Raw genomic sequence first — 22,611 nt, 5'->3', positions numbered from 1 at the left:
CTTCGCTAATCACCCTCAGACCAGCAATGCGAGCTCATAACGAGCCCTGTTCACTGACCCCTATTTCTACACGCTCGCCCTGCAACCGCACCGGCCATGTGCGCAGTTGTTGCTCTGGGTATTCCAGGCACGTGCCATCTTCTAAGCGAAAATGTTGTTTGTAGAGCGGCGCCGCGATCACCAGATCACCGGCCAAATTGCCGACGATTCCGCGACCTATTACGTTAGCGCCTGACTTGGGGTCGCGATTATCAATGGCGTAAAGCTGTTTACCGCTCTCCTCGCCGGGCAGGTAGATCAGCGCAATTTGGGCGCCATCAACCCATGCCACCACACCAGAGTTGGCGACCAGATCAGCACGGCTGCACAGCGATTGCCATTGCAGGGTCTGTTGTTGCTCAAGCAGGGTTGCACTTGATGGGCTCATCAAACCACCTCCTCATATAACGGGATCAGGGAAAGTTCGGCGTCGCGTACTGGCCGGCGTTGCTGGCGTTCTTTAACGAAGTGGATGTCCGGATCGCTGCGTTTGTCGTTGACGAAAGTCCGGAAGCGTTTGAGTTTCTCGGGGTCGTTGAGGGCGTTTTTCCACTCGCACTCATAACGGTCGACGACTAATTGCATCTGCGCTTCCAGTTCAGCCGCAAGCCCCAGGCTGTCATCGATAATCACCGCCTTGAGATAATCCAGCCCGCCCTCCAACGACTCGCGCCACACCGAGGTACGCTGCAGGCGGTCGGCAGTCTGCACGTAGAACATCAAGAAGCGATCGATGTAACGGATGAGCGTGGCGTCATCCAGATCTGTCGCAAACAGCTCGGCATGCCGTGGACGCATACCGCCATTACCACTGACGTAGAGGTTCCAGCCGTTCTCAGTGGCAATCACGCCGACGTCTTTGCTTTGCGCTTCCGCGCATTCGCGGGTACAGCCCGAAACTGCAAACTTGATCTTGTGCGGTGAGCGCAAACCTTTGTAGCGATCTTCAAGGCGCAGCGCCATGCCGACACTGTCTTGCACGCCGTAGCGGCACCAATTACTGCCGACACACGATTTCACCGTACGCAGCGATTTGCCGTAGGCGTGCCCTGTCTCGAAGCCTGCGGCAATCAGCTCACTCCAGATATCGGGCAGCTCGTGTAGCTGCGCACCGAACAGATCGATACGCTGGCCGCCAGTGATCTTGGTGTAGAGGTCGTATTTTTTCGCCACAGCGCCAATGGCGATGAGCCCATCAGGGGTAATTTCACCCCCTGGAATGCGCGGCACCACCGAGTAGGTGCCGTTCTTCTGCATGTTGGCCATGAAGGTGTCGTTAGTGTCTTGTAACGGCACCAGCGACGGATCGGTAATCGAGCGGTTCCAGCAGGATGCCAGCACTGAGCCCACCGCGGGTTTGCAGATATCGCAACCGAGATGACCCTTGCCATGCTTGGCCAGCAGCTCTTCAAAGCTTTCAATGCCCTCGACCCGAACAATCGCGTACAGCTCTTGGCGGGTATAGGCGAAATGCTCACACAAGCTTTTGTCGACCACCACGCCGCGCGCAGTCAGCTCATGTTCAAAGACCTGCTTGAGCAGTGCCGAACAACCGCCACAACCCGTTGCAGCTTTGGTGCATGATTTAAGACCGGCAAGGTCGCTGCAACCGCCATCGATAGCTGCACACACAGCCGCTTTGCTGACGTTATGGCACGAGCAAATGGTCGCCGTCGCAGGTAGTGCATCAGCCCCTAATGCCGGCGCGCCTTCGCCTTGCGGCAAGATCAGGCAAGACGGATCTGCCGGTAATTTGATGTCGTTTTGTACGTACTGCAACAGGGTGTCGTAATAGCTGTTGTCACCCACCAGCACCGCACCGATGGCATGTTTGCCATCAGCCGAAACCACTAAGCGGCGATAGCTGGCAGTGGCTTCGTCGATGAAGCGATAGCTGCGTGAACCGGCAGTGGCGCCGTGTGCATCGCCGATAGAACCGACGTCGACGCCAAGCAATTTAAGCTTTGTCGACATATCGGCGCCCATGAATGGTTCGCTGTCTTCACCGCATATTTGTGCGGCAACTGCACGGGCCATTTGGTAGCCCGGCGCGACCAAACCGAACACTCCGCCGTTCCAGGCAGCGCACTCACCAATGGCATAAATGTTCGGATCGTTAGTGCGGCACTGGCTGTCGATCGCCACCCCACCGCGAGGCCCGAGCTCCAGATTGCATTGCCGGGCCAATGCATCCTGCGGACGAATACCAGCAGAGAAGACAATCAGGTCGGTTTCGAGGAACTCATCACCGCTGAAGTTCATGCGATAGCGGAATTCGCGTCCGGCGCTGATTGACTGGGTAGCCCGCGACAAATGCACGCTGACGCCCAGCGCTTCTATTTGAGCTTTCAGTGCTAAGCCGCCGTGATCATCCAGTTGCACCGGCATCAAGCGTGGCGCGAACTCGACAACGTGCGCTTCAAGGCCCAGCGACTTCAGCGCATTGGCTGCCTCTAAACCCAGCAATCCGCCACCGACCACTACCCCACGAGTCGCCTGCTTGGCCGCCAAGCGAATAGTGTCGAGATCCGCCAGTGTGCGATACACCAAGCGCGAATGTCCTTCAGCGCCTTCAATAGGCGGCACGAACGGGTAAGAGCCTGTCGCCAGCACCAACTTGTCGAAGCTAAAACAGCCTTGGGCAGTGATCACCTCACAGCGCTCGCGATCAATCTCCAGCACGGGAATCCCCAGATGCAACGTAACGCCCGGCTGTTGATACAGTTCAGCGCCGCTGAGTGCCAACGACTCGGCGTCACGCCCGCCAAAGTACTCGGAGAGGTGCACACGGTCGTATGCGCGCAGCGGCTCTTCGCTGAATACCTGAATCTGGTACTGAGCCAACGCGCCGCGCTCAATCAGCTGCTCTACGCAGTGGTGACCGACCATGCCATTGCCGATAACGATCAGCGTTGGCAGATTATTTGTGGTTGCGACAGTGGAGTTCATAGAGCACCCGTTCGAGCTGATCACATTTTCAAAAGCAAAAAAAAGGCGCCTGGAACCTCACGGTCCCAGGCGCCATTGCCTGTTCGTTTGCGGTATTACTGCGGCCGCCATGCCGAGTTCACCGTCTGTGCCCTTGTTCTTTACAGAACGCTCGATCGCCATTGACCGATTGGGCTGCCCTCAAAAGAGAGAGCACTGATTGAGTATTAGCAAGGCCTATGCCAGATAGCTGAAATGGCTGGTTTATGCGCCTGCGCTGCGCATATAACCAACTCAGCAGTCATCCGCAGAACGGGTTTGGAACTCAATTGGTGCACCTTGAATGAAAATTGCACCGCGCTGATGCCAAACCCAAGCGCTGAGCATTCGAGTGTTAAGGATGTTAAGAGCCGGTGCTTAACAGCCAGATAATCACGGCGCCCAGAATCGCGGAAAGTCCCTTCCAGAACATCAGGGGATTTCGCTCAAGCAACGGTGGGCGGTGCTTCTTGAGCAGCGACTGATTGGGCTGACGCAGCTCGAAAATAAATTCCGAGAGCGCGGCATAACGCTTTAACGGATCGGGTTGCAGCGCCTTGCGCAGCACATCATCAATCCACACGGGAAGCTCACGGTCGTTGTCACGCAACGGCTGATAGACCAGGCGATTCTGCGCTGTACGGCTTTTGCACTTGGCCACTTCAGCGCCATACGGCAAGCGCCCGCTGAGCATTTGGTAAATGATGACCGCCAGCGAGAATTGATCGGAGCGTGGCGAGCCCGCCTCACCCAGAAAATATTCGGGTGCGGTGTATTGCGCGGTGCCCAGCAGTTGGTTGCGCGCAAATGGCGCGGTGATTTCAACCAGCCCGGCGACCTGCGCAGAACCAAAATCGATCAGTTTCAACGTACCGCTGGCATCAATCATGATGTTGTCGGGGCGCAAGTCCTGATGGAGCATTTCCAGGCGATGGAATGCCTGCAAGCCTTTGCCAATCTGCTCGGCCATGCTGCGTACTTTCTCCAGCGGCGCTTGTGGATGGTCGATAATCCACTGACGCAACGTCTGCCCCTCAATGTATTCACTGACGCTGTAGAGAAAGTTGCGTTTACGGGTTGGCACGGGCGCTTTGAGCACATGCGGGCTGTCGATACGCCTCGCGACCCACTCCTCGCTCAGCAAACGCTCCAGATGCTGTAAATCATGCTGCAGGTCAACCGATGGAATTTTCAGTACCACCTGCGCGGCGCTGTCGATATCGTCAGCCAGGTAAAGATGGCTGCGGCTGCTGGCGTGCAATTCGCGAATTACCCGAAAGCCTTCAAACTCCATGCGTGGGTGCAGCAACGGGGCGAATGCCAGTTCAGCAACTTGCTGCTGCAACTCACTCGCCTCGTGCAGCGGCAAGCTGTCGACTCGAACAATCTGCACGGTGAGATTGTCATCACTGCCTTGTGCATAGGCATGTTCGACAATCGCCCGGGCGGCACCATCGAGGTCAGTATTCTGCGTCGTAATCAACTCAACCATGCGCGCATCGCTGGCGAATTCGTAAACGCCGTCGGTGGCAAACAAAAAGCAGTCGCCCTGCTCCACCTGAAACGTACGGTAATCGAGCTCAAGGTGAGTATTGATACCCATCGCACGGCTTAGATAGCTTTTGTCTTGCGATACCCAAAGCCGATGGTCTTCGGTCAATTGCTCCAAGCGGCCATCACGTAATCGGTAGATTCGCGTGTCGCCCGCATGGAAAATATGCGCGGTCGTCGACTTGATAACCATCGCGCTGAGCGTGCAAACGTAGCCTCGGTCGAGGTCATAGCGGAACTGGCTCTGACGGGTTTGTGCGTACAACCACGAGTTGGTCGCCATCAACACCCGCTGCGCGGACTTCTTCACTGACCACGCATCAGAGGTGCAGAAATAATCGCCAAGAAAACTGCCCACCGCCGACTCACTGGCAATGTGGCTCACCGCGCTACTGCTTATGCCATCAGCCAAGGCAATGGCGATACCTTTGGCCGTAAGCTGCGGTTCCTGCGGGATATAAACCCCATGAAAGTCCTGATTGGCAGCCTTGCGTCCCTTGTCGGAGTGCTGCCCTACGGTCACCTTGAGCTGGCTGGCCATGTCGCTCCTGACACGGCCCGACAGATTAGCTGCCGGACCGTGATTGCATTTAGCTGAACGTACGCTTCGGCGCCGTCTTCACATGGGTGGTGTAAAGCGTCAGGCCGGTGAAGGCTAAACCGCCCACCAGATTACCCAATGCAGTCGGGATCTCGTTCCAAAGCATGTAATCCATGACCGAGAAATTACCGCCCATAATCATCGCCGACGGGAACAGGAACATGTTCACTACTGAGTGCTCAAACCCCATGTAGAAAAACAGCATGATCGGCATCCACATGGCGATGGTTTTACCGCTGACAGTGGTCGAAATCATCGCGCCAACCACGCCCATCGAAACCATCCAGTTGCACAGCATGCCGCGCAAGAAAATCGTCATCCAGCCCGCCAGACCGTACTCGGCATAGCCCAATGTACGCGCCTCACCGATGTGCGAGATCTTCTCACCGATAACGCCCGGGCTCGCAGAGAAGCCATAGGTGAAGACGAAAGCCATCATCACTGCCACCGTCAATGCGCCGCCAAAATTACCGAGGAATACCAATCCCCAGTTACGCAGCACACCGTTCACCGTCACACCCGGGCGACGGTCCAGCAATGCCAATGGCGTCAATACAAACACTCCGGTGAGCAGATCAAAGCCCATCAGATAGAGCATCACGAAACCCACCGGGAACAACATAGCGCCCACCAGCGGCATACCTGTTTGCACGGTGATGGTAATCGCAAACACGGCAGCCAGCGCCAGGATCGCACCTGCCATAAAGGCGCGGATCAAGGTGTCGCGAGTGGACATGAAAATTTTCGATTCGCCGGAATCCACCATCTTGGTGACGAACTCAGCAGGAGCTAGATAGGACATGTATTTTCCCCAAGTGTCAGTATCGCAACGCAAAAAAAAACGCCTGAAGCCTCTCAGCTCCAGGCGCCTTTGCCTGTTAATTCTTTGCCTAGTTAGTTGTGCGTTACACCGGGCGCAATGGCCCCAACTTATCGCAATCAGCAGTGGTTATTTTGAGCTGCCTGATCGCCGTTGATCATTGGCTGCCACTCGCGTGATTGCGAAGGTGTCACCGATGATTAGCAAGTAGCGCGCCAAACACCCTGAATCTTCGCGGACATCGCGCCAGCAGGGACTTCGCGGGCTGTTGGCAGAGAGCGACTAAGTGATACTCACAGCGGCTTACGCGACATTCGGAACCAAAACAGCGCACACAACCGGAGAAACGCCCCACCCTGAGCCGTGACTGAGACGGCTGGCGCTGACGTATGTTGCTTGAGCCATTGTTGTGCCGGGATTTTACGGTCATGGGTTTGGCTTTCTTGATAGAATACTGGCTGGTGCTGTTTATCCAGACTTGCGCGGTACATCTAACATCTCCGCCTTTTCGCAGCCTTGATGTGATCGTGACTTAAACCGACCCGTGCTACACGACCTTGTTGCGGTGCTAAAAAGTCGTACAAGGAACGAGAAAACGATCACACACAGACCAAAACCCCACAGAATCAGACGACTCAAATGCCCGCAGAATCAGCCTCAACCCCAGTAACCACGCCGCCGGCCCTGTCCCGCCGCTTCAGCGTTGCACCTATGATGGACTGGACAGACCGTCATTGCCGGTTCTTCTTGCGCCAGCTTTCGCGCAATGCGCTGCTGTATACCGAAATGGTCACCACCGGGGCGTTGCTGCATGGCGATACGGCGCGGTTTTTACGCCATGACGAGGCGGAGTATCCGCTGGCATTGCAGTTGGGCGGCAGCACGCCTGCGGATTTGGCAGCCTGCGCCAAGCTTGCCGAGGCGGCGGGTTATGACGAGGTGAATCTGAATGTTGGCTGCCCGAGCGATCGGGTGCAGAATAATATGATCGGCGCCTGCCTGATGGCGCATCCGGCATTAGTGGCTGATTGCGTGAAGGCGATGCGCGATGCGGTGAGCATTCCGGTCACGGTCAAGCATCGCATCGGCATTGATGGGCGTGACAGCTATGCAGAGCTGAGTGACTTTGTCGGCACGGTACGCGATGCGGGTTGCGAGAGTTTCACTGTGCATGCGCGTATCGCGATTCTTTCGGGTTTGTCGCCGAAAGAGAACCGCGAAGTACCGCCGCTGCGTTATGAAGTGGCTGCGCAGATCAAGCAGGACTTCCCGGACCTTGAGATCATTCTCAATGGCGGCATCAAGACCCTTGAGGACTGCAAGACCCACCTCGAAACCTTTGATGGCGTGATGCTCGGCCGCGAGGCTTACCACAACCCTTATTTATTGGCGCAGGTCGATCAACAGTTGTTTGGTTGCGACAAGCCGGTGCTCAGCCGCTATGAAGCGATGCTGAGCATGCGCAGCTATATCGAGCAGCATTTGCAGGAAGAGCGCGCGGCCATGCACCACGTGACTCGTCATATGCTCGGTTTGGCGCAAGGTTTCAAGGGTGCGCGGCGCTTCCGCCAATTGCTTTCGGTGGACATTCACAAGGCTCCTAATCCCATGGAACTGTTTGATCAGGCGGCTCTTTTGCTCGAAGGACATTGAGCCGGCAATCGCCCTCGGGTAATGTCATGGCATCTGCAACGACAAGGCACTGTCATGACTTCCAAGCTGGATCAACTCAAGCAGTTCACTACCGTGGTCGCCGACACCGGCGATCTCGACGCGATTGTCCGGTTAAAGCCGGTAGACGCGACCACCAACCCTTCCCTGCTGCTTAAAGCTGCCGCCATGCCGCGCTATAGCGAATTGCTCAAGAATGCCGTAAGCGCCAGCAACGGTGATCTGGGCATGGCTTGCGACCGCTTTGGTGTGGCGGTTGGCCAGGAAATTCTCAAGGTTATTCCGGGCCGTATTTCGACCGAAGTCGATGCGCGCCTGTCTTTCGACACCGAGGCCACGCTTGAGCGTGCCCACCGCCTGATTGATCTGTATCAGCAGGCCGGTATTGGTCGCGAGCGCGTACTGATAAAAATCGCTTCGACGTGGGAAGGGATTCGCGCTGCCGAGCAGCTTGAGAAAGATGGTATTCAGACCAACCTGACGCTGCTGTTCTCCTTTGCTCAGGCGCAAGCGTGCGCGGATGCCGGGGTCTTTTTAATCTCGCCTTTTGTGGGGCGGATTTACGACTGGTACAAGAAAGCCGAAGGCTGCGATTACGTCGGCGCGGCAGATCCTGGCGTGCAGTCGGTAAGCCGGATTTACAAGTACTACAAAGCCAACGGCTACAAGACTGTTGTGATGGGTGCGAGCTTCCGCAATCTCAGCCAGATCGAGCAACTGGCCGGTTGCGATCGCCTGACCATCAGCCCTGAACTGCTGCAATCGCTGGCTGACGACAACGGCAAGCTTGAGCGCAAGCTCGACGTCAATGCGCAAGGCGAAGCCCGTCAGAGCCTCAACCAGAGCCAATTCCGTTGGGCAATGAATGAAGACCCGATGGCAACTGAAAAGCTTGCCGAAGGCATTCGCCAGTTCGCCCGCGATCAGGAAAAGCTCGAGAAACTGCTGATCAGCTAAACGCAAACGGGGCGCCTAAGCGCCCCGTCATGCTGTAATTTCAAGACTCAGGAATGCTCAAGCGCATTGACCAGGTCATGGAATGCTTCACGATTGGACTCGTTAAGGCCCATCAGAATCCGGTGCGCTTCCAGCACTTTAGCCCGCACCACTTCTTCCGACTGATCTTGTGACGGCAAATCGTCTAATGCCTGCGGACACGGCACCGGTTGGTCGACGATGTTGAACACCTGATCGAAACCCATCGATTGCAGCAATCGTGTGATGTCCGCGTGCGTGGTGACGACCGTGGGCAACAGGCCGATCTTCTGCCGCGACAATATCGACAGCTTCGCCAGCAAGCCCAAGGTAGTGCTGTCGATGCTGCGCGTTTCCGTCAGATCGATGACGATCGCGGAAAAATTGAGCGCCGTGAAGATTTTTTCAATGGTCGAGTCCAGCGCGGAACAGAGCGTCAGGCGCACTTCTCCCACGAACTTAAGAACAAATGTGCCGTCAAGTTCAGCGAATTGGATTCTTCCGGGACCGATCCCAGGATTCATGCAAGGTTCCTGCATAACACCATCAATGCGATATCATCCGGCATATCAGCGAGGTTGGCCAGCCCCAAAGCTGTGCTCAACCCCTCTAAAGAGCCGCCTGCCGAGCTAACTAGCTGAGGCAGTTGGGTTTCTTTTTCCTGCAGAGTGTCGCCCGGCAACAAATCGAGAATGCCGTCAGACAACAGCGTCAGGCTGAACGATTGCGGCAACTCGATCTCGTGATCCGAATATTCGGCCTCATCAAACAGACCGACCGGCAAGCCACGCCCCTGCAGATATTGTGCATCACCATTGCTGTACATCACCGGCAGCGGCAAATGCCCGCCAATGCTGTACGTCAGGCGATTGGTTTGTTCATCAATCACGCCGCCTAGCATGGTCACATGCTTGCCCAGCTTGCAATTGATGAGCCCGCGATTGATGTGCCCAAGCACTTCAGACGGTTTGAACTTCGGCAACGTGCCATTGCGCTTCGACTCGAAGAGCAGGCGCGTGGTCATGAACTTGAGCAATACGGTGATGAACGCCGAGGATGCGCCATGGCCAGACACGTCAGCCAGATAGAATGCCACACGGTGCTCATCAACACGAAAGTAGTCGACGAAATCACCCGACAGATACAGCGACGGGATGATTCTGTGTGAGAACTGCAAATCTGCAACCTGCCAGGGTGTTTCCGGCAGCATGTTCATCTGCACCTGGCGACCAGCATTCTGGTCTTCCTGCAACAAGTGCAAGCTGGCCTGCAGCTCACGGTTGGCAACCTCGAGTTGCTCGCCGTAACGTTTGTTTTCCAGGCGCAGATTGACCCGATCCAGCGCACGGCGAATCGAGTGCTCGAGAACAGCCAGGTCTTCCAACGGCTTGATCAGGTAATCCACCGCACCGAGGCGCAGCGCTTCGACCACATCGCCCATCACACCGGCACCCGAAACCACGATGACCGGAGCCTCGACCTCAAGCGCATTGATGCGCCGGATCAGCTCAAGTCCATCGACTTGGGGCATACGTAGATCGCATATCACCAGATCGGGGTTCTCACGCTGGAAGACTTCCAGACCTTGTAGACCGTTACTGGCTTGCAAAACGTTAAAGCCGCTGTCTTCCAAGTAGGCCGCAAGGCTTGCGCGCACTACTTCGTCGTCATCAATAATCAGCAGCGTGGCACTGGTTTTGTGCATGGGATATCCAGGCAAACTACGCCGGAGATGGGTTGGCGTAAACACTGATCACCAACCCTTTCAGGCGAGCTATCAGTTCGTATTAAGGCGCAGACGGTACTCCCATCCGATTCCTGATTCAAGGGTGTGACGATCCGCAAAAGATCCACTGAATATGACTTTACACCTCAAATAGCTGGAGGCTATAACAACTGCAAACAAGTCGAGCTTATCTTTGAGGATAGCCCTATGTCTCAGGATGAACGTAATTTTACCGAAAAGCGCGATTTCCTGCGTATGCGCCTCAACTCGAACGCCACCCTTGTGTTCAACGATAACGAGTTCCCGGCCGTTTGCCGCGACCTCTCAAGCTCCGGCATGCAACTCGAAACCGAATGCGCTTTAGCCTTGGGCGACCGCGTGTTGGTGCACATTGCCTCCGGGCTGGACAGCTTTGAAGACTTACAAGCAGAGGCCGAGGTTGTGCGTGTCAACGAACTGCCTGCCGGCACCAGACTGGTCGGTGTCTCGGTCATCCGGATGATCTGAGTCCGATACAACGCGTAACAAATCAGCTTTGGCGATAGTTCTTGCGTGGGCCGGTACGCAAGGGATCGAGCAAGCCAGACAGACCGTTGTGATCAATCTCCTGCATTAGTTCAAGCAATCGCCCCGTCTCGTTCTTCGGAAACCCTTCGCGGGCAAACCAGTTCAGGTAATGGCCAGGCAAGTCGGCGAACAACCGGCCCTTGTACTTGCCATAAGGCATTTCGCGGGTCACCAGTAACAACAGGTCTTCAGGTTTCATGGGCACACTTTGAAGATTTGGGCTTGGCTGCGAAGGTTAAGCCCGCGCAGCCACGCTCGCAAGCCAAAGGCTGGCCTGGCGGACCTCATGCATACAGAGCTTGCCGCTCGTAAAGTTGCGCAGGCCAAGCCACTAAAACTCCGGTAAGCTGCGCACCTTGTTTGACTCAACGCAGGTTTTAAACGGCAATGCTTATCAAAGCCCTCAGAAATGGCCTCGGCCAAATCATCATCTTTCTCGACTTTATTACCCGTCCGCGCAAGATGAAACGCACCCCGCAAGCTCAGGCTGCTGTCGAGCAAAGCGCTGCCAATCTTGCCCTTTATCAGTTCAAGGCTTGCCCTTTCTGCGTTAAAACCCGCCGCACCCTGCACAAACTCAACGTGCCTGTTGTGCTGCGAGATGCCAAAAACAACGAGCAAGACCGTCAGGCGCTGCTGGAACAAGGCGGCAAGATTCAGGTGCCGTGCCTGCGCATTGAAGAGAATGGCGAGAGCAAATGGCTGTACGAATCAAAAGCCATCAATGCCTACCTTGAAGAGCGCTTTGCTGCCTGATCAATAAGCCTCGTGGCGACTCAGCTCGCCAGTTAGCGCAATAAAAAGGGCCACTGCGTTTTACCGCAGCGGCCCTTTTTAGTGAACGCAGATTTGCCTGAACGCTACTGGGACGCAGCAACCACGTTGACCTTGCCGACCATGCCAGCCTGATAATGCCCGGCTATCAGGCAAGCAAAATCAAATACCCCAGTGCGGTTGAAGTTCCAGATCATCTCTCCAGTCTCACCCGGCGCTACATGCACCATGTACGGCTGGTGATGCTCCATTTGCACATTGCTGGCCATCATGGCCGCATGGGCATCCAGTTCGGCCTGCGTGCCCAGTACATATTCGTGCACGACCTTGCCGTCGTTATGCAGCACCACGCGGATGGTTTCACCCTCTTGCACGTCGAACTTGGCGGGCACAAACATCATCTGATCATTCATGCGCAGCTCGACAGTGCGCGTGACCAGCGCTTCATTGCCGGCAATACCCCAGGGCTTTTGCTGGTTCACCTGAGTGTGCTCACCTTGCATATCGTGATGCATCGCGTGGGAGTCGTCGTGACCTTGGGCGGCCATTGCGGAGCTGGCCATGCTGATTGCAGTCGCGACTGCAACCATGGAAAAAGTCATGCTGGTAAACATATTCAATCCTCAATAACTGATAAAAACTCGGCACAGGCGGGAGTTGATCAGCCGCGCGGAGGCGGTAAGGCAATCTCTGGAATATGTTGACTGAACAAGCTGTCGGGTATGACGACGGGTTTGGCTGCCTGCAACGGCGCCACCCGTGTCAGCGATGCGCTTTGCAGCAATGTACCGGTGCACACCTGACAATGGCTGCACGGTGTAAGTGATGAGTCAGGGCAATGTTCAGCCGCTGAACTGGCAAACGGCGACAAGCTCTGGCAGTGGTCATTCGTACTCGCAGCATTGCTCATTACCGGCAGGCAAAGGGCAAATACAACCAGCAGTACGAAACGAACAAAGCTCGACATTGGCGCTCTGGCGAAGAAGTTTAAGCGCGGCATTATCCGCTATTTAGTGCCCACACGGGATGACTTGTCCGAGGCATTTTGTCATCCCGTGTTGCGCAGCTAGCGCTGAGACTATCAGCCGAACATAGTGACATGTTTGGGATGGCTGGCAACGCGCTCGAGCCAACCACGGATCGCCGGAAACTCGACCAGATCAAAGCCGCCTTCATCGGCCACATGGGTGTAGGCATACAGCGCGATATCGGCGATGGAGTATTGCGAGCCCACCAGATATTCGGTTTGCTGCAATTGCTTTTCCATCACCCGCAGCGCCTTGTAGCCAAGCTTCTGGCAGCGCTGATATTCATCCATGCGCTCGGCAGGCATGCCTTGATAAAGCTGGATAAAGCGCGCGACTGCCACATTCGGCTCGTGGCTATATTGCTCGAAGAACTGCCACTGCAGCACCTGAGTGCGCAGGCGCGGCTCGACGGGCAAGAACCCGGTGCCATCGGCGAGGTAATTCAGAATCGCGTTGGATTCCCACAAGCAGGTGCCATCTTCAAGCTCAAGCACCGGAATCTTGCCGTTTGGGTTCTTGGCCAGAAACGCTTCGCCCTGGGTCTCGCCCTTGAGAATATCGATTGCGATCCACTCGTATGGCAAGCCCAGCAGGTGCAGCATCAGCTTGACCTTGTAGCAGTTGCCCGAACGCAGATCACCGTAAACCTTCAACATAACCAGCCTCCTCTACTGTGCAGCACTGAGAAATCAGCCCTGACGCTCCCTATCATGCAAACCCGGGGCCGGCATCACAGCCCGCCCCGCCCGCCTCACGCTGCCAGACTGGCCTGCGCTTCACGGATTACCTGTGCAAGACGCTTTAGACCTTCACCCAGGCGCTCTGGCGCCACGTGGCTGAAGTTCAAGCGTAGATGACCCGGATTCTGCTCGGGATCAATAAAGAACGGTTCGCCCGGCATGAACGCAACATTCTGCGCCAACGCCGGTGCCAGCAATGTACGGGTATCAAGTGGTTGCTTGAGTGTCAGCCAGAAGAACAACCCGCCTTGCGGCACTTGCCAGTCAGCCAGATCAGCGAAATGCTCTTCAAGGCACGCCTGCATCGCATCACGACGCTGACGATAGAAGTCGCGTAATTGCGCCAGATGATCGCGATGCTGCTGGCTTCCCAGCCACTGCAGCGCCTGCCACTGACCTACACGGTTAGTGTGCAGGTCTGCCGACTGTTTCAGGCGCAGCAAGTAGGGATACAGATCCGGTGTAGCAATCAGGTAGCCCACACGCAAACCGGGCAATAAGGTTTTCGACACAGTGCCAGTGTAGATCCAGCTGGCTTTTTTCAGGCGGCTGACGATCGGTGTTGCGCTGCCCGCATCAAATACCAGATCACGGTACGGCTCATCTTCAATCAAGGTCACGCCGAACTCATCGAGCAACGCCGCCACAGCATCACGCTTGGCTTCGCTGTAACGCACCGCGGATGGGTTCTGGAAAGTAGGAATCAGGTAGGCGAATGCCGGCTTGTGCGCCTCTAGACGCTGGCGCAAGGCGTCGAGCATCGGGCCATCCGACTCTTGCGGCACGGCAATGCAATCTGCGCCGAACAGCTGGAATGCCTGCAAAGCGGCCAGATAGGTCGGCGCTTCAACCAACACTTCGGTGCCCGGATCAATGAACAGTTTGCTGGCCAGATCGAGGGTCTGCTGTGAGCCGCTGACGATCAAAACCTGGCTGGCATCGCACGGAACGCCCAGTGCACGAGCCTCGGCGGCGATCACTTCACGCAGTGCCGGCTCGCCTTCGCTCATGCCGTACTGGCCCATGCTGGTGGGCATGTCGGCCCACTCGACTTTCGGCAACATGGGTTCTGCCGGCAAGCCGCCAGCAAATGACATGACTTCCGGGCGCTGCGCTGCCGCCAGAATTTCGCGGATCAGGGAGCTTTTGAGGCGAGCAACACGTTCAGAGAAAGCCATTCATATCACCAGTAGCACGAGTCGGGGGAAATAGGTCAAACTGCTTGACTGAAACTACGCTGACTTGAGTAGATACGTCAATATGCTTGACCTTAAAAATCCGACCGCTCAGCAAGCTGCGATGGAAGCATTTTTCTTTGGTTATCAGGCGTTCACCGCCAAAGCCGATGAAATGCTGGCGCGCCGTGGGCTGTCACGCGTGCATCATCGCATCCTGTTTTTCATCGCCCGCCATCCCGGCTTGAGCGTTAAAGAATTGCTCGGCTATCTGGGCGTCAGCAAGCAGGCACTGAGTACTCCGCTGCGCCAATTGCTGGAAATGCATCTGGTGCAAAGCGTCACCGCCAACGACGACAAGCGTAAGCGTTTGCTCGACTTCACCGCTGAAGGCGCAAAACTAGAAAAAGCCCTGCGCCGCGAACAGACCCGGCTGCTGCAGAAGGCTTTTGGCGAAACAGGTGAAGCCGCCGCGCAAAGCTGGATACAAGTGAATCTAGCACTGGGTAAAAGCCGCTAGAACAGCTTTGGTTTTACAGCAATAAAGCTGAAACTGTATCGGTTGATTTGCTCCATGGCTGTACGGCGACGAAGGCTCAAACAGCGCTTAGGCTCTGTATTCGTCTCCCGAGGCCATCATCATGACCGCTGAATTACTCGTCGCCTTTATCGCGTTCGCCTTCGTTACTTCTGTGACGCCCGGCCCCAACAACATGATGCTGCTGACCTCGGGCGTGAACTTCGGCCTGCGTCGCAGCGTGCCGCACATGCTGGGGATCAGCCTCGGTTTTATGGTGCTGGTGATCGCCGTCGGCCTTGGGCTTGGCGAACTGTTCACTCAATTCCCGCCCTTATATGCAGTGCTGCGTTATCTCGGCGCCGCCTATCTTTTGTATCTGGCCTGGAAAATCTCAGGCTCGGGCGCTCCGAGCAGTGATGTCACTGCCAATGCAAAACCCTTTACCTTCTTGCAGGCGGCGGCGTTTCAGTGGGTAAATCCCAAGGCCTGGGTCATGGCCATTGGCGCGATTACCACTTACACCCCGCATGAGAACTTTCTGTTCAATGTGCTGCTGATTGCCGGCCTGTTTGCGCTGGTAAACTGCCCAAGCGTGGCCATCTGGACTGTTGCCGGCAGCATGTTGCGCAAGTGGCTGAGCAATCCGCGGATTTTGCGGGTTTTCAATATCGGCATGGCGTTGCTGCTGGTGGCATCGCTCTACCCGATTCTGGTTGATGTGAAAGGAACAATTTGATGGCTGAAGCTGCACAAACCCCGCTGCGACCACTCGCTGACAGTTCTGCCTCTGCCGTAGTGGCAGGCTTCATCGCAATGCTCACCGGCTACACCAGCTCCCTGGTACTGATGTTTCAGGCAGGCCAGGCCGCCGGTTTGAGCAATGGTCAGATCTCCTCATGGATCTGGGCACTGTCAATTGGCATGGCCATCACCTGCATCGGCTTGTCTTTGCGTTATCGGGCGCCCGTGATGATCGCGTGGTCGACACCAGGTGCCGCGCTGCTCATCAGCAGCCTGCCGGGCGTGCCGTATAGCGAGGCAATTGGCGCGTACATCATCTGTTCAGGCTTGATCGTGATATGCGGCATGACGGGCAGCTTCGACCGTTTCATGCGCCACATACCGGCCTCTATCGCGGCGGCGCTGTTGGCGGGCGTGCTGTTCAAGATCGGCCTCGAAATTTGTGTCGCCGCCGATCAGCAACCGGTTCTGGTGGTGAGCATGTTGCTCGCCTATCTGCTCGGCAAACGCCTGATGCCTCGTTATGCGGTGCTGGCGGCACTGGTTGTCGGCTGCGTGCTGGCAGGTATTTTCGGTCTGCTCAACTTCGAGAATTTTCATCTGGAATTGGCGACACCGGTCTGGACTACGCCGAGCTTCTCGCTGGCCGCGACCATCAGCATCGGCATCCCGTTGTTCATCGTGGCCATGACTTCGCAGAACCTTCCTGGCATGGCGGTCTTGCGCGCTAACGGTTATCAGGTGCCGGCTTCGCCACTGCTCAACACCACCGGGATTTTCTCGATTTTGCTGGCACCGTTCGGCTCGCACGGTATTCACATGGCCGCCATCAGCGCCGCGATTTGCGCGGGCCCGGAAGCCCATGAAGACCCGAACAAACGCTACACAGCTGCCGTCTGGTGCGGAGTGTTTTATGGCATTGCCGGCATCTTTGGCGCAACCATGGCGGCGCTGTTTGCAGCACTGCCGAAAGCCTTGATCCTGTCGATTGCCGCGCTGGCGCTGTTCGCCTCGATCATCGGCGGCCTGACCCAGGCCATGAGCGTGCCCAAAGAGCGTGAAGCGGCGCTGATCACCTTTCTGGTGACGGCTTCGGGGATGACGCTATTCTCGGTAGGTTCAGCATTCTGGGGGATTGTCGCGGGCCTGCTGACGCTGGTGATTCTCAACGCCGGCAAGAAAGACGCCGCCTAAGCCGGCTCAGGGATAAGCCGGTTCAGGGATTGGTCGTGGCGTCTTGCAAAAGCTGGCGCTGCTGCGCCAATTTGTACGCCACGTAGTACTTATAGATATTGCCGACGTAGTCCACAGTTTCGCGGCCGACAATGCGCGCGGCGCCATGTTCGACATTGCCAAACCAGACATCACGGTCAAGCCCGGACTTTTCCGCGAGCCGGCGAAATTTGCGTAAGTTGGTTGGCCCCGCGTTGTATGCAGCGAAGGCCATCAGCACCTTGTTGGTCGGTGAGATTCCGGGCTCATCGAGGTACTTCTGTTCCAGTAAACGTAAATACTTAGCGCCCGCCTCCACGTTATTGTCCGCACTCTTGGCGACATTCTTGATGCCAACTTGCGGGTCTGCCGCCGTGCTTGGCAGGATCTGCATGACCCCGACTGCCCCGTTCGGGCTGCGCGCCTGCTGATCCAACCGCGATTCCTGATATCCCTGCGCCATGAGCATCAGGTAATCGAAATCGTAGGTTTGCGCATGCTTCTTGAATATCTTGACCAGCGACATGAACTTGGCCAACTCGCGTGCAGAAGTCGGGTCCACGATAGAGGTCTGCTCAAGGTAATCTTTGCGCAGGCTGTTACCGAACAAGGTGCCGACTTTGTGCGCCTCTACAAACTTGTCTAATTGCTTTTTAAGCTGCGGATTGTCCGGGCGAATCGCCCAGGCAAAAGCAGAACCCTCATGCACTTTTACCGCCTCGTTGATCTGCATGTCCGGATACAGCCCAGACCATGCTTCGGCGATATAGTGGTCGGCCACCGTCGCCGGAATAACCCCGACGTTGACCATTTCCAGCAGGTCTTCGGTTTCCAGATTCTCATCGACCAACTGAATATCAATCGGCTTGAGCCCTTGCGCCTGAAAGGTTTTATTGAGTTCGGTAAGGTGCTCGAAATAACTGCTGGAGCGGCGCACCATCACTTGACGCCCCGCCAGTTGCGCCACTCCGGTTACCGGTTCAGTGCCTGGCGCACTGACCCAGAGCTCGCCAACGCTGACTGTAAACGGCGCGGTGAAGGCGACTTGTGCAGAGCGCTTGTCGGTGATGACCAAACCACCAGCAGCAATGTCGCCCTGCCCTTTGAGTAATTGGCTGATCAGTTCATCACGCGCCACCGGAATCAGCATCACCTGCCAGCGCACAGCAGCTTTGGGATCAGCATGATTTTTATTCAACCAGGCCGCCAGCGCTACGCTGAGGTCGTAGCTGATACCGGCTTGCTGGCCGCGATCGACGCTGTAAAAGCTCTTGCTGTAGGGCACCAGCACCCGGACCATATGGCGTTTTTGCATGCCGGCAAAATCACCCGTCCAGAGCTTGGGCAAAGGCAGCACCAAGGCATCGACTTCGGCCTCTTCGGCCACACTCAACTCATCACCCTCAGTCGTTGAGAGCGCCACGCCAACAGCGAATGTAACGCAAAAAACGATGCCCACTGCCCACAACGCAAGGCGCTTGATTTGCATGCTCGTCACTCGTTAACCGGGATATTGATTAAAGCTCAAATCCACCCAGCTGACGAACCAGCGCTTCGGATTTGCAGGGGCTCGCGCGAGCCTGAGAGCACCGCTCGCGCCCTGCTCACGGGATCAAATCGCCGTTGCGCCGCCATCAACCGCCAGCGCATGCCCGGTGGTGAACGCAGCTTCATCGCTGCACAGGTACATCACGGCTGCGGCAATTTCCTCAACCCGGCCAATGCGGCCGACCGGATGCATGGCAGCGGCAAACTCAGCCTTGCGCGGATCTGCTTCATAAGCGCGGCGGAACATGTCGGTATCGATCACCGCCGGGCATACCGCATTAACCCGAATTTTCTTCTTGGCGTACTCGACAGCCGCCGACTTGGTCAGGCCGATTACCGCGTGCTTGGAAGCACTGTAAATACTCATCTTCGGTGCAGCGCCCAGGCCGGCAACCGACGCTGTATTGACGATGGCACCCGCGCCTTGAGCCAGCAAGAGCGGCAATTGATGCTTCATGCACAGCCACACGCCTTTAACGTTGACGTTCATGATCGCATCGAACTCGGACTCGTTACCGTCGGCCAGCTTGCCTTGCTCGATTTCGATGCCGGCATTGTTGAAGGCATAGTCGAGACGCCCAAAAGCGGCGATGGTTTGCTGCATCAGCGCCTGCACCTCGGCATCACGGGTCACGTCGCAAGGTACAAACACCGCTTCACCGCCGGCGGCCTGAATCAGCCCAACGGTGGCCTCACCGCCAGCGCTATCGAGATCAGACACCACAACTTTAAGCCCCGCCTCGGCGAACGCCAAAGCAGTTGCACGACCAATACCGGCTGCCCCGCCTGTTACCAGCGCAACCTCTCCCGAATAGCTCAAGCCCATGGGTGTATCCTCTGTTTGAATAGTTATGCGCCGAGTCTAGGCTGATCAGTTATCGGCGCCCCAGCACTATCAGAAAGGCGTTTATTGCTTGATCGACTTGAGTGATTAACACCCCAATCCAATCATCACTCAAATGTATCAGTCAGCATTCTGCGCCCAGCCAACACTTGCCGATAGCACGCAGGACGGCTATCACCTATGCATCGCACTCTGCGCAATTTTTGCGTGGGCAAAATCCGCTGCCGTACAACAAGAGATCTCACCATGTCCGCTTCAATCAATCGCCAATTCCTGCTTGCTCAGCGCCCTGTCGGCCTGCCTTCGCGCGAAACCTTCGAGTTTGTTGAAACGCCGCTGGGTGAACCTGCCGACGGTCAGATCCTGGTCAAGAACGCCTATCTGTCGCTCGACCCGGCCATGCGGGGCTGGATGAACGACGCCAAGTCGTACATCCCACCAGTAGGTTTGGGTGATGTAATGCGTGCACTGGGCGTGGGCGAAGTGGTTGCATCCAAGCACCCTGATTACGCCGTGGGCGACTTTGTAAACGGCGCCCTCGGTGTTCAGGATTATTACCTTGGCGCGCCGAGCGGCTTCTACAAGGTAGACCCCAAGCGCGCTCCGCTGCCGCTGTATCTCTCGGCACTGGGCATGACCGGCATGACCGCCTACTTCGCCCTGCTCGATGTAGGCGCCCCCAAAGCCGGTGACACCGTGGTGATTTCTGGCGCAGCCGGCGCTGTTGGCAGCGTTGCCGGGCAGATCGCCAAGATCAAGGGCTGCCGCGTGATCGGCATTGCCGGTGGCGCCGAGAAGAGCAAGTTCCTGATTGACGAGCTGGGCTTCGACGGCGCCATCGATTACAAGAACGAAGACCTCAACGAGGCGTTGAAGCGCGAGTGCCCGAAAGGCATCAATGTCTACTTCGATAACGTCGGCGGCGACATTCTCGATGCCGTGCTCACCCGCATCGCCCCGAAAGCCCGCATCGTGATCTGCGGGGCTATCAGCCAGTACAACAACAAGGAAGCGGTAAAAGGCCCTTCCAACTACCTGTCACTGCTGGTTAACCGCGCGCGCATGGAAGGCTTCGTGGTGATGGATTACGTCTCGCAGTATCAGGCAGCCGCCGCAGAAATGGCCGGCTGGCTGGCCGACGGCAAACTCAAATCCAAGGAAGATGTTGTCAGTGGTCTGGAGACTTTCCCCGAGACGCTGCTGAAACTGTTCAGCGGGGAAAACTTCGGCAAACTGGTGCTCAAGGTCTGACTCTCAAGCCCGACTGACGCCGCATAAAAAAGGCCAGAGCAATTGCTCTGGCCTTTTACGTTGCAGCGAGACTATTACTGGCGCATACCGCGACCGCTAACCAGCAGGCGCACGCAGGCGAAGTACAGCACGATGGTCGCCACCAACATGAAGCCAATGGCAACGCCGATGCTGATATCCGACACCCCGAGAATGCCGTAACGGAAGGCGTTGACCATGTGCAGAACCGGGTTGGCCATCGACACGGTTTGCCAGAACGGCGGCAACAGCGAGATCGAGTAAAACACCCCACCAAGATAGGTCAGCGGAGTCAGCACGAAGGTCGGAATAATCGAAATGTCGTCGAAGTTACGCGCGAACACTGCGTTGATGAATCCACACAGCGAGAAGATTGTCGCCGTCATCAACACCACCAGAACGGTCAGGCCCAGATGATGAACCTGCAGGTGAGTGAAGAACAGGGACAGCAGCGTAACGATCAAGCCGACCAGCAAACCACGCGCAACGCCGCCGATGACATAACCGATAAGAATGATGTGCGGCGACACCGGCGACACCATCAGCTCTTCGATTGAGCGCTGGAACTTGCTGCCGAAGAAGCTCGACACCACGTTGCCGTACGAGTTGGTAATCACCGACATCATGATCAGCCCCGGAACGATGTATTCCATGTAGCTGAAGCCGCCCATGTCACCGATCTGACGGCCGATCAAATTACCAAAGATCACAAAATACAGGACCATGGTAATCGCCGGCGGCAGCAGTGTCTGCGGCCAGATGCGGGTGAAACGGCGTATCTCGCGCACGACAATTGTGCGCAGCGCCACCATATTGGCGGCCAGTTCCGAGGTCATTTGCGGAGCACTCATTTAGGGGCCTTTACCAGATTTTTCTCTACCAGAGAAACGAACAGTTCCTCCAGGCGATTGGTTTTGTTGCGCAGGCTGCAAACATCGATATTTAGCGCGGAGAGCTGCTGGAACAGATCGGTCATGCCCTGGGTTTTCTCAACCTGAACTTCGAGGGTGTGATCATCAATCAGACGGGTCGGATAACCCTGCAGCTGCGGCGCGGCTTGCAACGTTGTAGTCAGGTCGAGCAGGAAGGTCTCGACATGCAGCTTTTGCAGCAGTTCACGCATGCTGGTGTTTTCGACGATACGGCCGTGGTCGATGATGCCGATGTTGCGGCACAGCTGCTCGGCTTCTTCGAGGTAATGGGTGGTCAGAATAATGGTAATGCCGCGCTCATTAAGCCCGGTCAGAAACGACCACATGGAACGGCGCAGTTCGATATCAACGCCCGCTGTGGGCTCATCGAGAATCAGCAGACGCGGCTCATGGACCAGCGCACGGGCAATCATCAAACGGCGCTTCATGCCGCCCGAGAGCTCACGAGAAGCCACGTTGCGTTTGTCCCACAAGCCCAGCTGCTTGAGGTACTGCTCAGCGCGCTCCTTGGCCAGACGCGGTGGAATGCCGTAATAACCCGCCTGGGTCACGACGATGTCGAAGACCTTTTCAAACTGGTTAAAGTTGAACTCTTGCGGCACCACGCCAATGCTGCGCTTGAGTTGCGCGGGATTGGTGTCCAGGTCATTGCCGAAGATTTTCACGCTGCCGCTGGTTTTATTAACCAGGGTCGAGAGAATCCCGATGGTGGTGGATTTACCGGCGCCATTGGGGCCGAGCAATGCGAAAAAATCGCCTTCGGCAACATCCAGATCCAGGCCATGCAGGGCCTGGAATCCATTGCCGTAGGTTTTGGTCAACTGCCGGATGGACAGAGCGGTAGTCATAAAAAATGTGCACGCCTGATAAGAAGGAAAACATCGGCTGCCATGCAATGCGCAGCAACAAAA

At 56.4% G+C, this 22,611-nt stretch carries 23 protein-coding genes; 8 read left to right on the top strand and 15 right to left on the bottom strand.

The features are described from left to right. Positions 1-34: 34 nt before the first annotated feature. The 4 genes from nirD to PMYSY11_RS10205 form a co-directional block, all read right to left on the bottom strand. Positions 35-427, bottom strand: a complete 393-nt coding sequence (nirD, locus tag PMYSY11_RS10220) for a nitrite reductase small subunit NirD (protein ID WP_069899808.1) — start codon at positions 425-427, stop codon at positions 35-37. Then, positions 427-2,988, bottom strand: a complete 2,562-nt coding sequence (gene nirB, locus PMYSY11_RS10215) for a nitrite reductase large subunit NirB (protein ID WP_150549091.1) — start codon at positions 2,986-2,988, stop codon at positions 427-429. Before nirB ends, nirD begins: the two co-directional genes overlap by 1 nt. Before the next feature lie 382 nt (positions 2,989-3,370). Next, positions 3,371-5,098, bottom strand: coding sequence for a bifunctional protein-serine/threonine kinase/phosphatase (locus PMYSY11_RS10210; protein WP_150549090.1), 1,728 nt, complete (start codon positions 5,096-5,098; stop codon positions 3,371-3,373). A 49-nt stretch (positions 5,099-5,147) separates the two neighbouring features. Further along, positions 5,148-5,960 (bottom strand): formate/nitrite transporter family protein, encoded by an 813-nt coding sequence (locus PMYSY11_RS10205; RefSeq protein WP_090511339.1) that lies wholly within the window; start codon positions 5,958-5,960, stop codon positions 5,148-5,150. Between the two features lie 657 nt (positions 5,961-6,617). Here PMYSY11_RS10205 and dusA point away from each other — a divergent pair. Next, complete coding sequence (gene dusA, locus PMYSY11_RS10200; protein WP_150549089.1) at positions 6,618-7,631, top strand: tRNA dihydrouridine(20/20a) synthase DusA; 1,014 nt, start codon at positions 6,618-6,620, stop codon at positions 7,629-7,631. A gap of 54 nt (positions 7,632-7,685) precedes the next feature. Further along, a complete protein-coding gene (gene tal, locus PMYSY11_RS10195; protein ID WP_150549088.1) occupies positions 7,686-8,606 on the top strand; it encodes a transaldolase in 921 nt (306 codons plus the stop codon). A 47-nt stretch (positions 8,607-8,653) separates the two neighbouring features. Here the strand turns inward: tal and rssC are convergent, their stop codons facing one another. Beyond that, on the bottom strand, positions 8,654-9,136 hold the full coding sequence (gene rssC, locus PMYSY11_RS10190; protein ID WP_090511776.1) for an anti-sigma factor antagonist RssC: 483 nt from the start codon (positions 9,134-9,136) through the stop codon (positions 8,654-8,656). A gap of 8 nt (positions 9,137-9,144) precedes the next feature. Then, complete coding sequence (gene rssB / locus PMYSY11_RS10185; protein WP_090511321.1) at positions 9,145-10,329, bottom strand: two-component system response regulator RssB; 1,185 nt, start codon at positions 10,327-10,329, stop codon at positions 9,145-9,147. Positions 10,330-10,557: 228 nt separating this feature from the next. Between rssB and PMYSY11_RS10180 the strand changes: the two genes are divergently transcribed. Further along, complete coding sequence (locus tag PMYSY11_RS10180) at positions 10,558-10,857, top strand: PilZ domain-containing protein (protein ID WP_069899816.1); 300 nt, start codon at positions 10,558-10,560, stop codon at positions 10,855-10,857. A 22-nt stretch (positions 10,858-10,879) separates the two neighbouring features. Here the strand turns inward: PMYSY11_RS10180 and PMYSY11_RS10175 are convergent, their stop codons facing one another. Next, positions 10,880-11,116, bottom strand: a complete 237-nt coding sequence (locus PMYSY11_RS10175; protein ID WP_150549087.1) for a DUF3820 family protein — start codon at positions 11,114-11,116, stop codon at positions 10,880-10,882. Positions 11,117-11,304: 188 nt separating this feature from the next. Between PMYSY11_RS10175 and PMYSY11_RS10170 the strand changes: the two genes are divergently transcribed. Beyond that, positions 11,305-11,673 carry a glutaredoxin domain-containing protein gene (locus PMYSY11_RS10170; protein ID WP_069899818.1) on the top strand — a complete coding sequence of 123 codons (369 nt, stop codon included), beginning with the start codon at positions 11,305-11,307 and terminating at the stop codon, positions 11,671-11,673. 104 nt (positions 11,674-11,777) lie between these two features. On the opposite strand, the gene PMYSY11_RS10165 is transcribed toward PMYSY11_RS10170, so the two are convergent. The 4 genes from PMYSY11_RS10165 to PMYSY11_RS10150 all read right to left on the bottom strand — a co-directional run bounded on the left by PMYSY11_RS10165 (position 11,778) and on the right by PMYSY11_RS10150 (position 14,637). Next, complete coding sequence (locus PMYSY11_RS10165) at positions 11,778-12,305, bottom strand: cupredoxin domain-containing protein (protein ID WP_239655570.1); 528 nt, start codon at positions 12,303-12,305, stop codon at positions 11,778-11,780. A gap of 47 nt (positions 12,306-12,352) precedes the next feature. Continuing rightward, positions 12,353-12,658: a hypothetical protein gene (locus tag PMYSY11_RS10160; RefSeq protein WP_150549086.1), complete on the bottom strand. Its 306-nt coding sequence runs from the start codon at positions 12,656-12,658 to the stop codon at positions 12,353-12,355. A gap of 114 nt (positions 12,659-12,772) precedes the next feature. Then, positions 12,773-13,375 (bottom strand): glutathione S-transferase family protein, encoded by a 603-nt coding sequence (locus PMYSY11_RS10155; RefSeq protein ID WP_150549085.1) that lies wholly within the window; start codon positions 13,373-13,375, stop codon positions 12,773-12,775. Positions 13,376-13,470: 95 nt separating this feature from the next. Then, positions 13,471-14,637, bottom strand: coding sequence for an aminotransferase-like domain-containing protein (locus PMYSY11_RS10150; RefSeq protein WP_069899820.1), 1,167 nt, complete (start codon positions 14,635-14,637; stop codon positions 13,471-13,473). An 82-nt stretch (positions 14,638-14,719) separates the two neighbouring features. On the opposite strand from PMYSY11_RS10150, the gene PMYSY11_RS10145 reads away from it, so the two are divergent. The 3 genes from PMYSY11_RS10145 to PMYSY11_RS10135 all read left to right on the top strand — a co-directional run bounded on the left by PMYSY11_RS10145 (position 14,720) and on the right by PMYSY11_RS10135 (position 17,089). Beyond that, positions 14,720-15,154 (top strand): MarR family winged helix-turn-helix transcriptional regulator, encoded by a 435-nt coding sequence (locus PMYSY11_RS10145; RefSeq protein ID WP_069899821.1) that lies wholly within the window; start codon positions 14,720-14,722, stop codon positions 15,152-15,154. A 121-nt stretch (positions 15,155-15,275) separates the two neighbouring features. After that, positions 15,276-15,890 (top strand): LysE family translocator, encoded by a 615-nt coding sequence (locus PMYSY11_RS10140; protein ID WP_150549084.1) that lies wholly within the window; start codon positions 15,276-15,278, stop codon positions 15,888-15,890. Further along, positions 15,890-17,089 carry a benzoate/H(+) symporter BenE family transporter gene (locus PMYSY11_RS10135; protein WP_150549083.1) on the top strand — a complete coding sequence of 400 codons (1,200 nt, stop codon included), beginning with the start codon at positions 15,890-15,892 and terminating at the stop codon, positions 17,087-17,089. The genes PMYSY11_RS10140 and PMYSY11_RS10135 overlap by 1 nt, the downstream gene beginning before the upstream one ends. A gap of 22 nt (positions 17,090-17,111) precedes the next feature. Here PMYSY11_RS10135 and PMYSY11_RS10130 read toward each other — a convergent pair whose 3' ends face one another. After that, positions 17,112-18,596 (bottom strand): MltF family protein, encoded by a 1,485-nt coding sequence (locus tag PMYSY11_RS10130; RefSeq protein ID WP_150549082.1) that lies wholly within the window; start codon positions 18,594-18,596, stop codon positions 17,112-17,114. Positions 18,597-18,719: 123 nt separating this feature from the next. Further along, positions 18,720-19,481 carry an SDR family oxidoreductase gene (locus PMYSY11_RS10125; RefSeq protein WP_150549081.1) on the bottom strand — a complete coding sequence of 254 codons (762 nt, stop codon included), beginning with the start codon at positions 19,479-19,481 and terminating at the stop codon, positions 18,720-18,722. Between the two features lie 264 nt (positions 19,482-19,745). Here PMYSY11_RS10125 and PMYSY11_RS10120 point away from each other — a divergent pair, with 264 nt between their 5' ends. Continuing rightward, complete coding sequence (locus PMYSY11_RS10120) at positions 19,746-20,750, top strand: NADP-dependent oxidoreductase (protein ID WP_150549080.1); 1,005 nt, start codon at positions 19,746-19,748, stop codon at positions 20,748-20,750. 74 nt (positions 20,751-20,824) lie between these two features. On the opposite strand, the gene PMYSY11_RS10115 is transcribed toward PMYSY11_RS10120, so the two are convergent. Next, entirely contained in the window at positions 20,825-21,604 is a 780-nt protein-coding gene (locus PMYSY11_RS10115; protein WP_069899883.1) for an ABC transporter permease, read from the bottom strand. 11 nt (positions 21,605-21,615) lie between these two features. Further along, a complete protein-coding gene (locus PMYSY11_RS10110) occupies positions 21,616-22,548 on the bottom strand; it encodes an ABC transporter ATP-binding protein (RefSeq protein WP_069899827.1) in 933 nt (310 codons plus the stop codon). Positions 22,549-22,611: the final 63 nt, after the last annotated feature.

It is taken from the genome of Pseudomonas marincola (assembly GCF_900682675.2).
Lineage (GTDB): Bacteria > Pseudomonadota > Gammaproteobacteria > Pseudomonadales > Pseudomonadaceae > Aquipseudomonas > Aquipseudomonas marincola.
The sequence above is the reverse complement of the archived record's forward strand: the minus strand, read 5'-3'. Positions and strand labels throughout refer to the sequence as shown.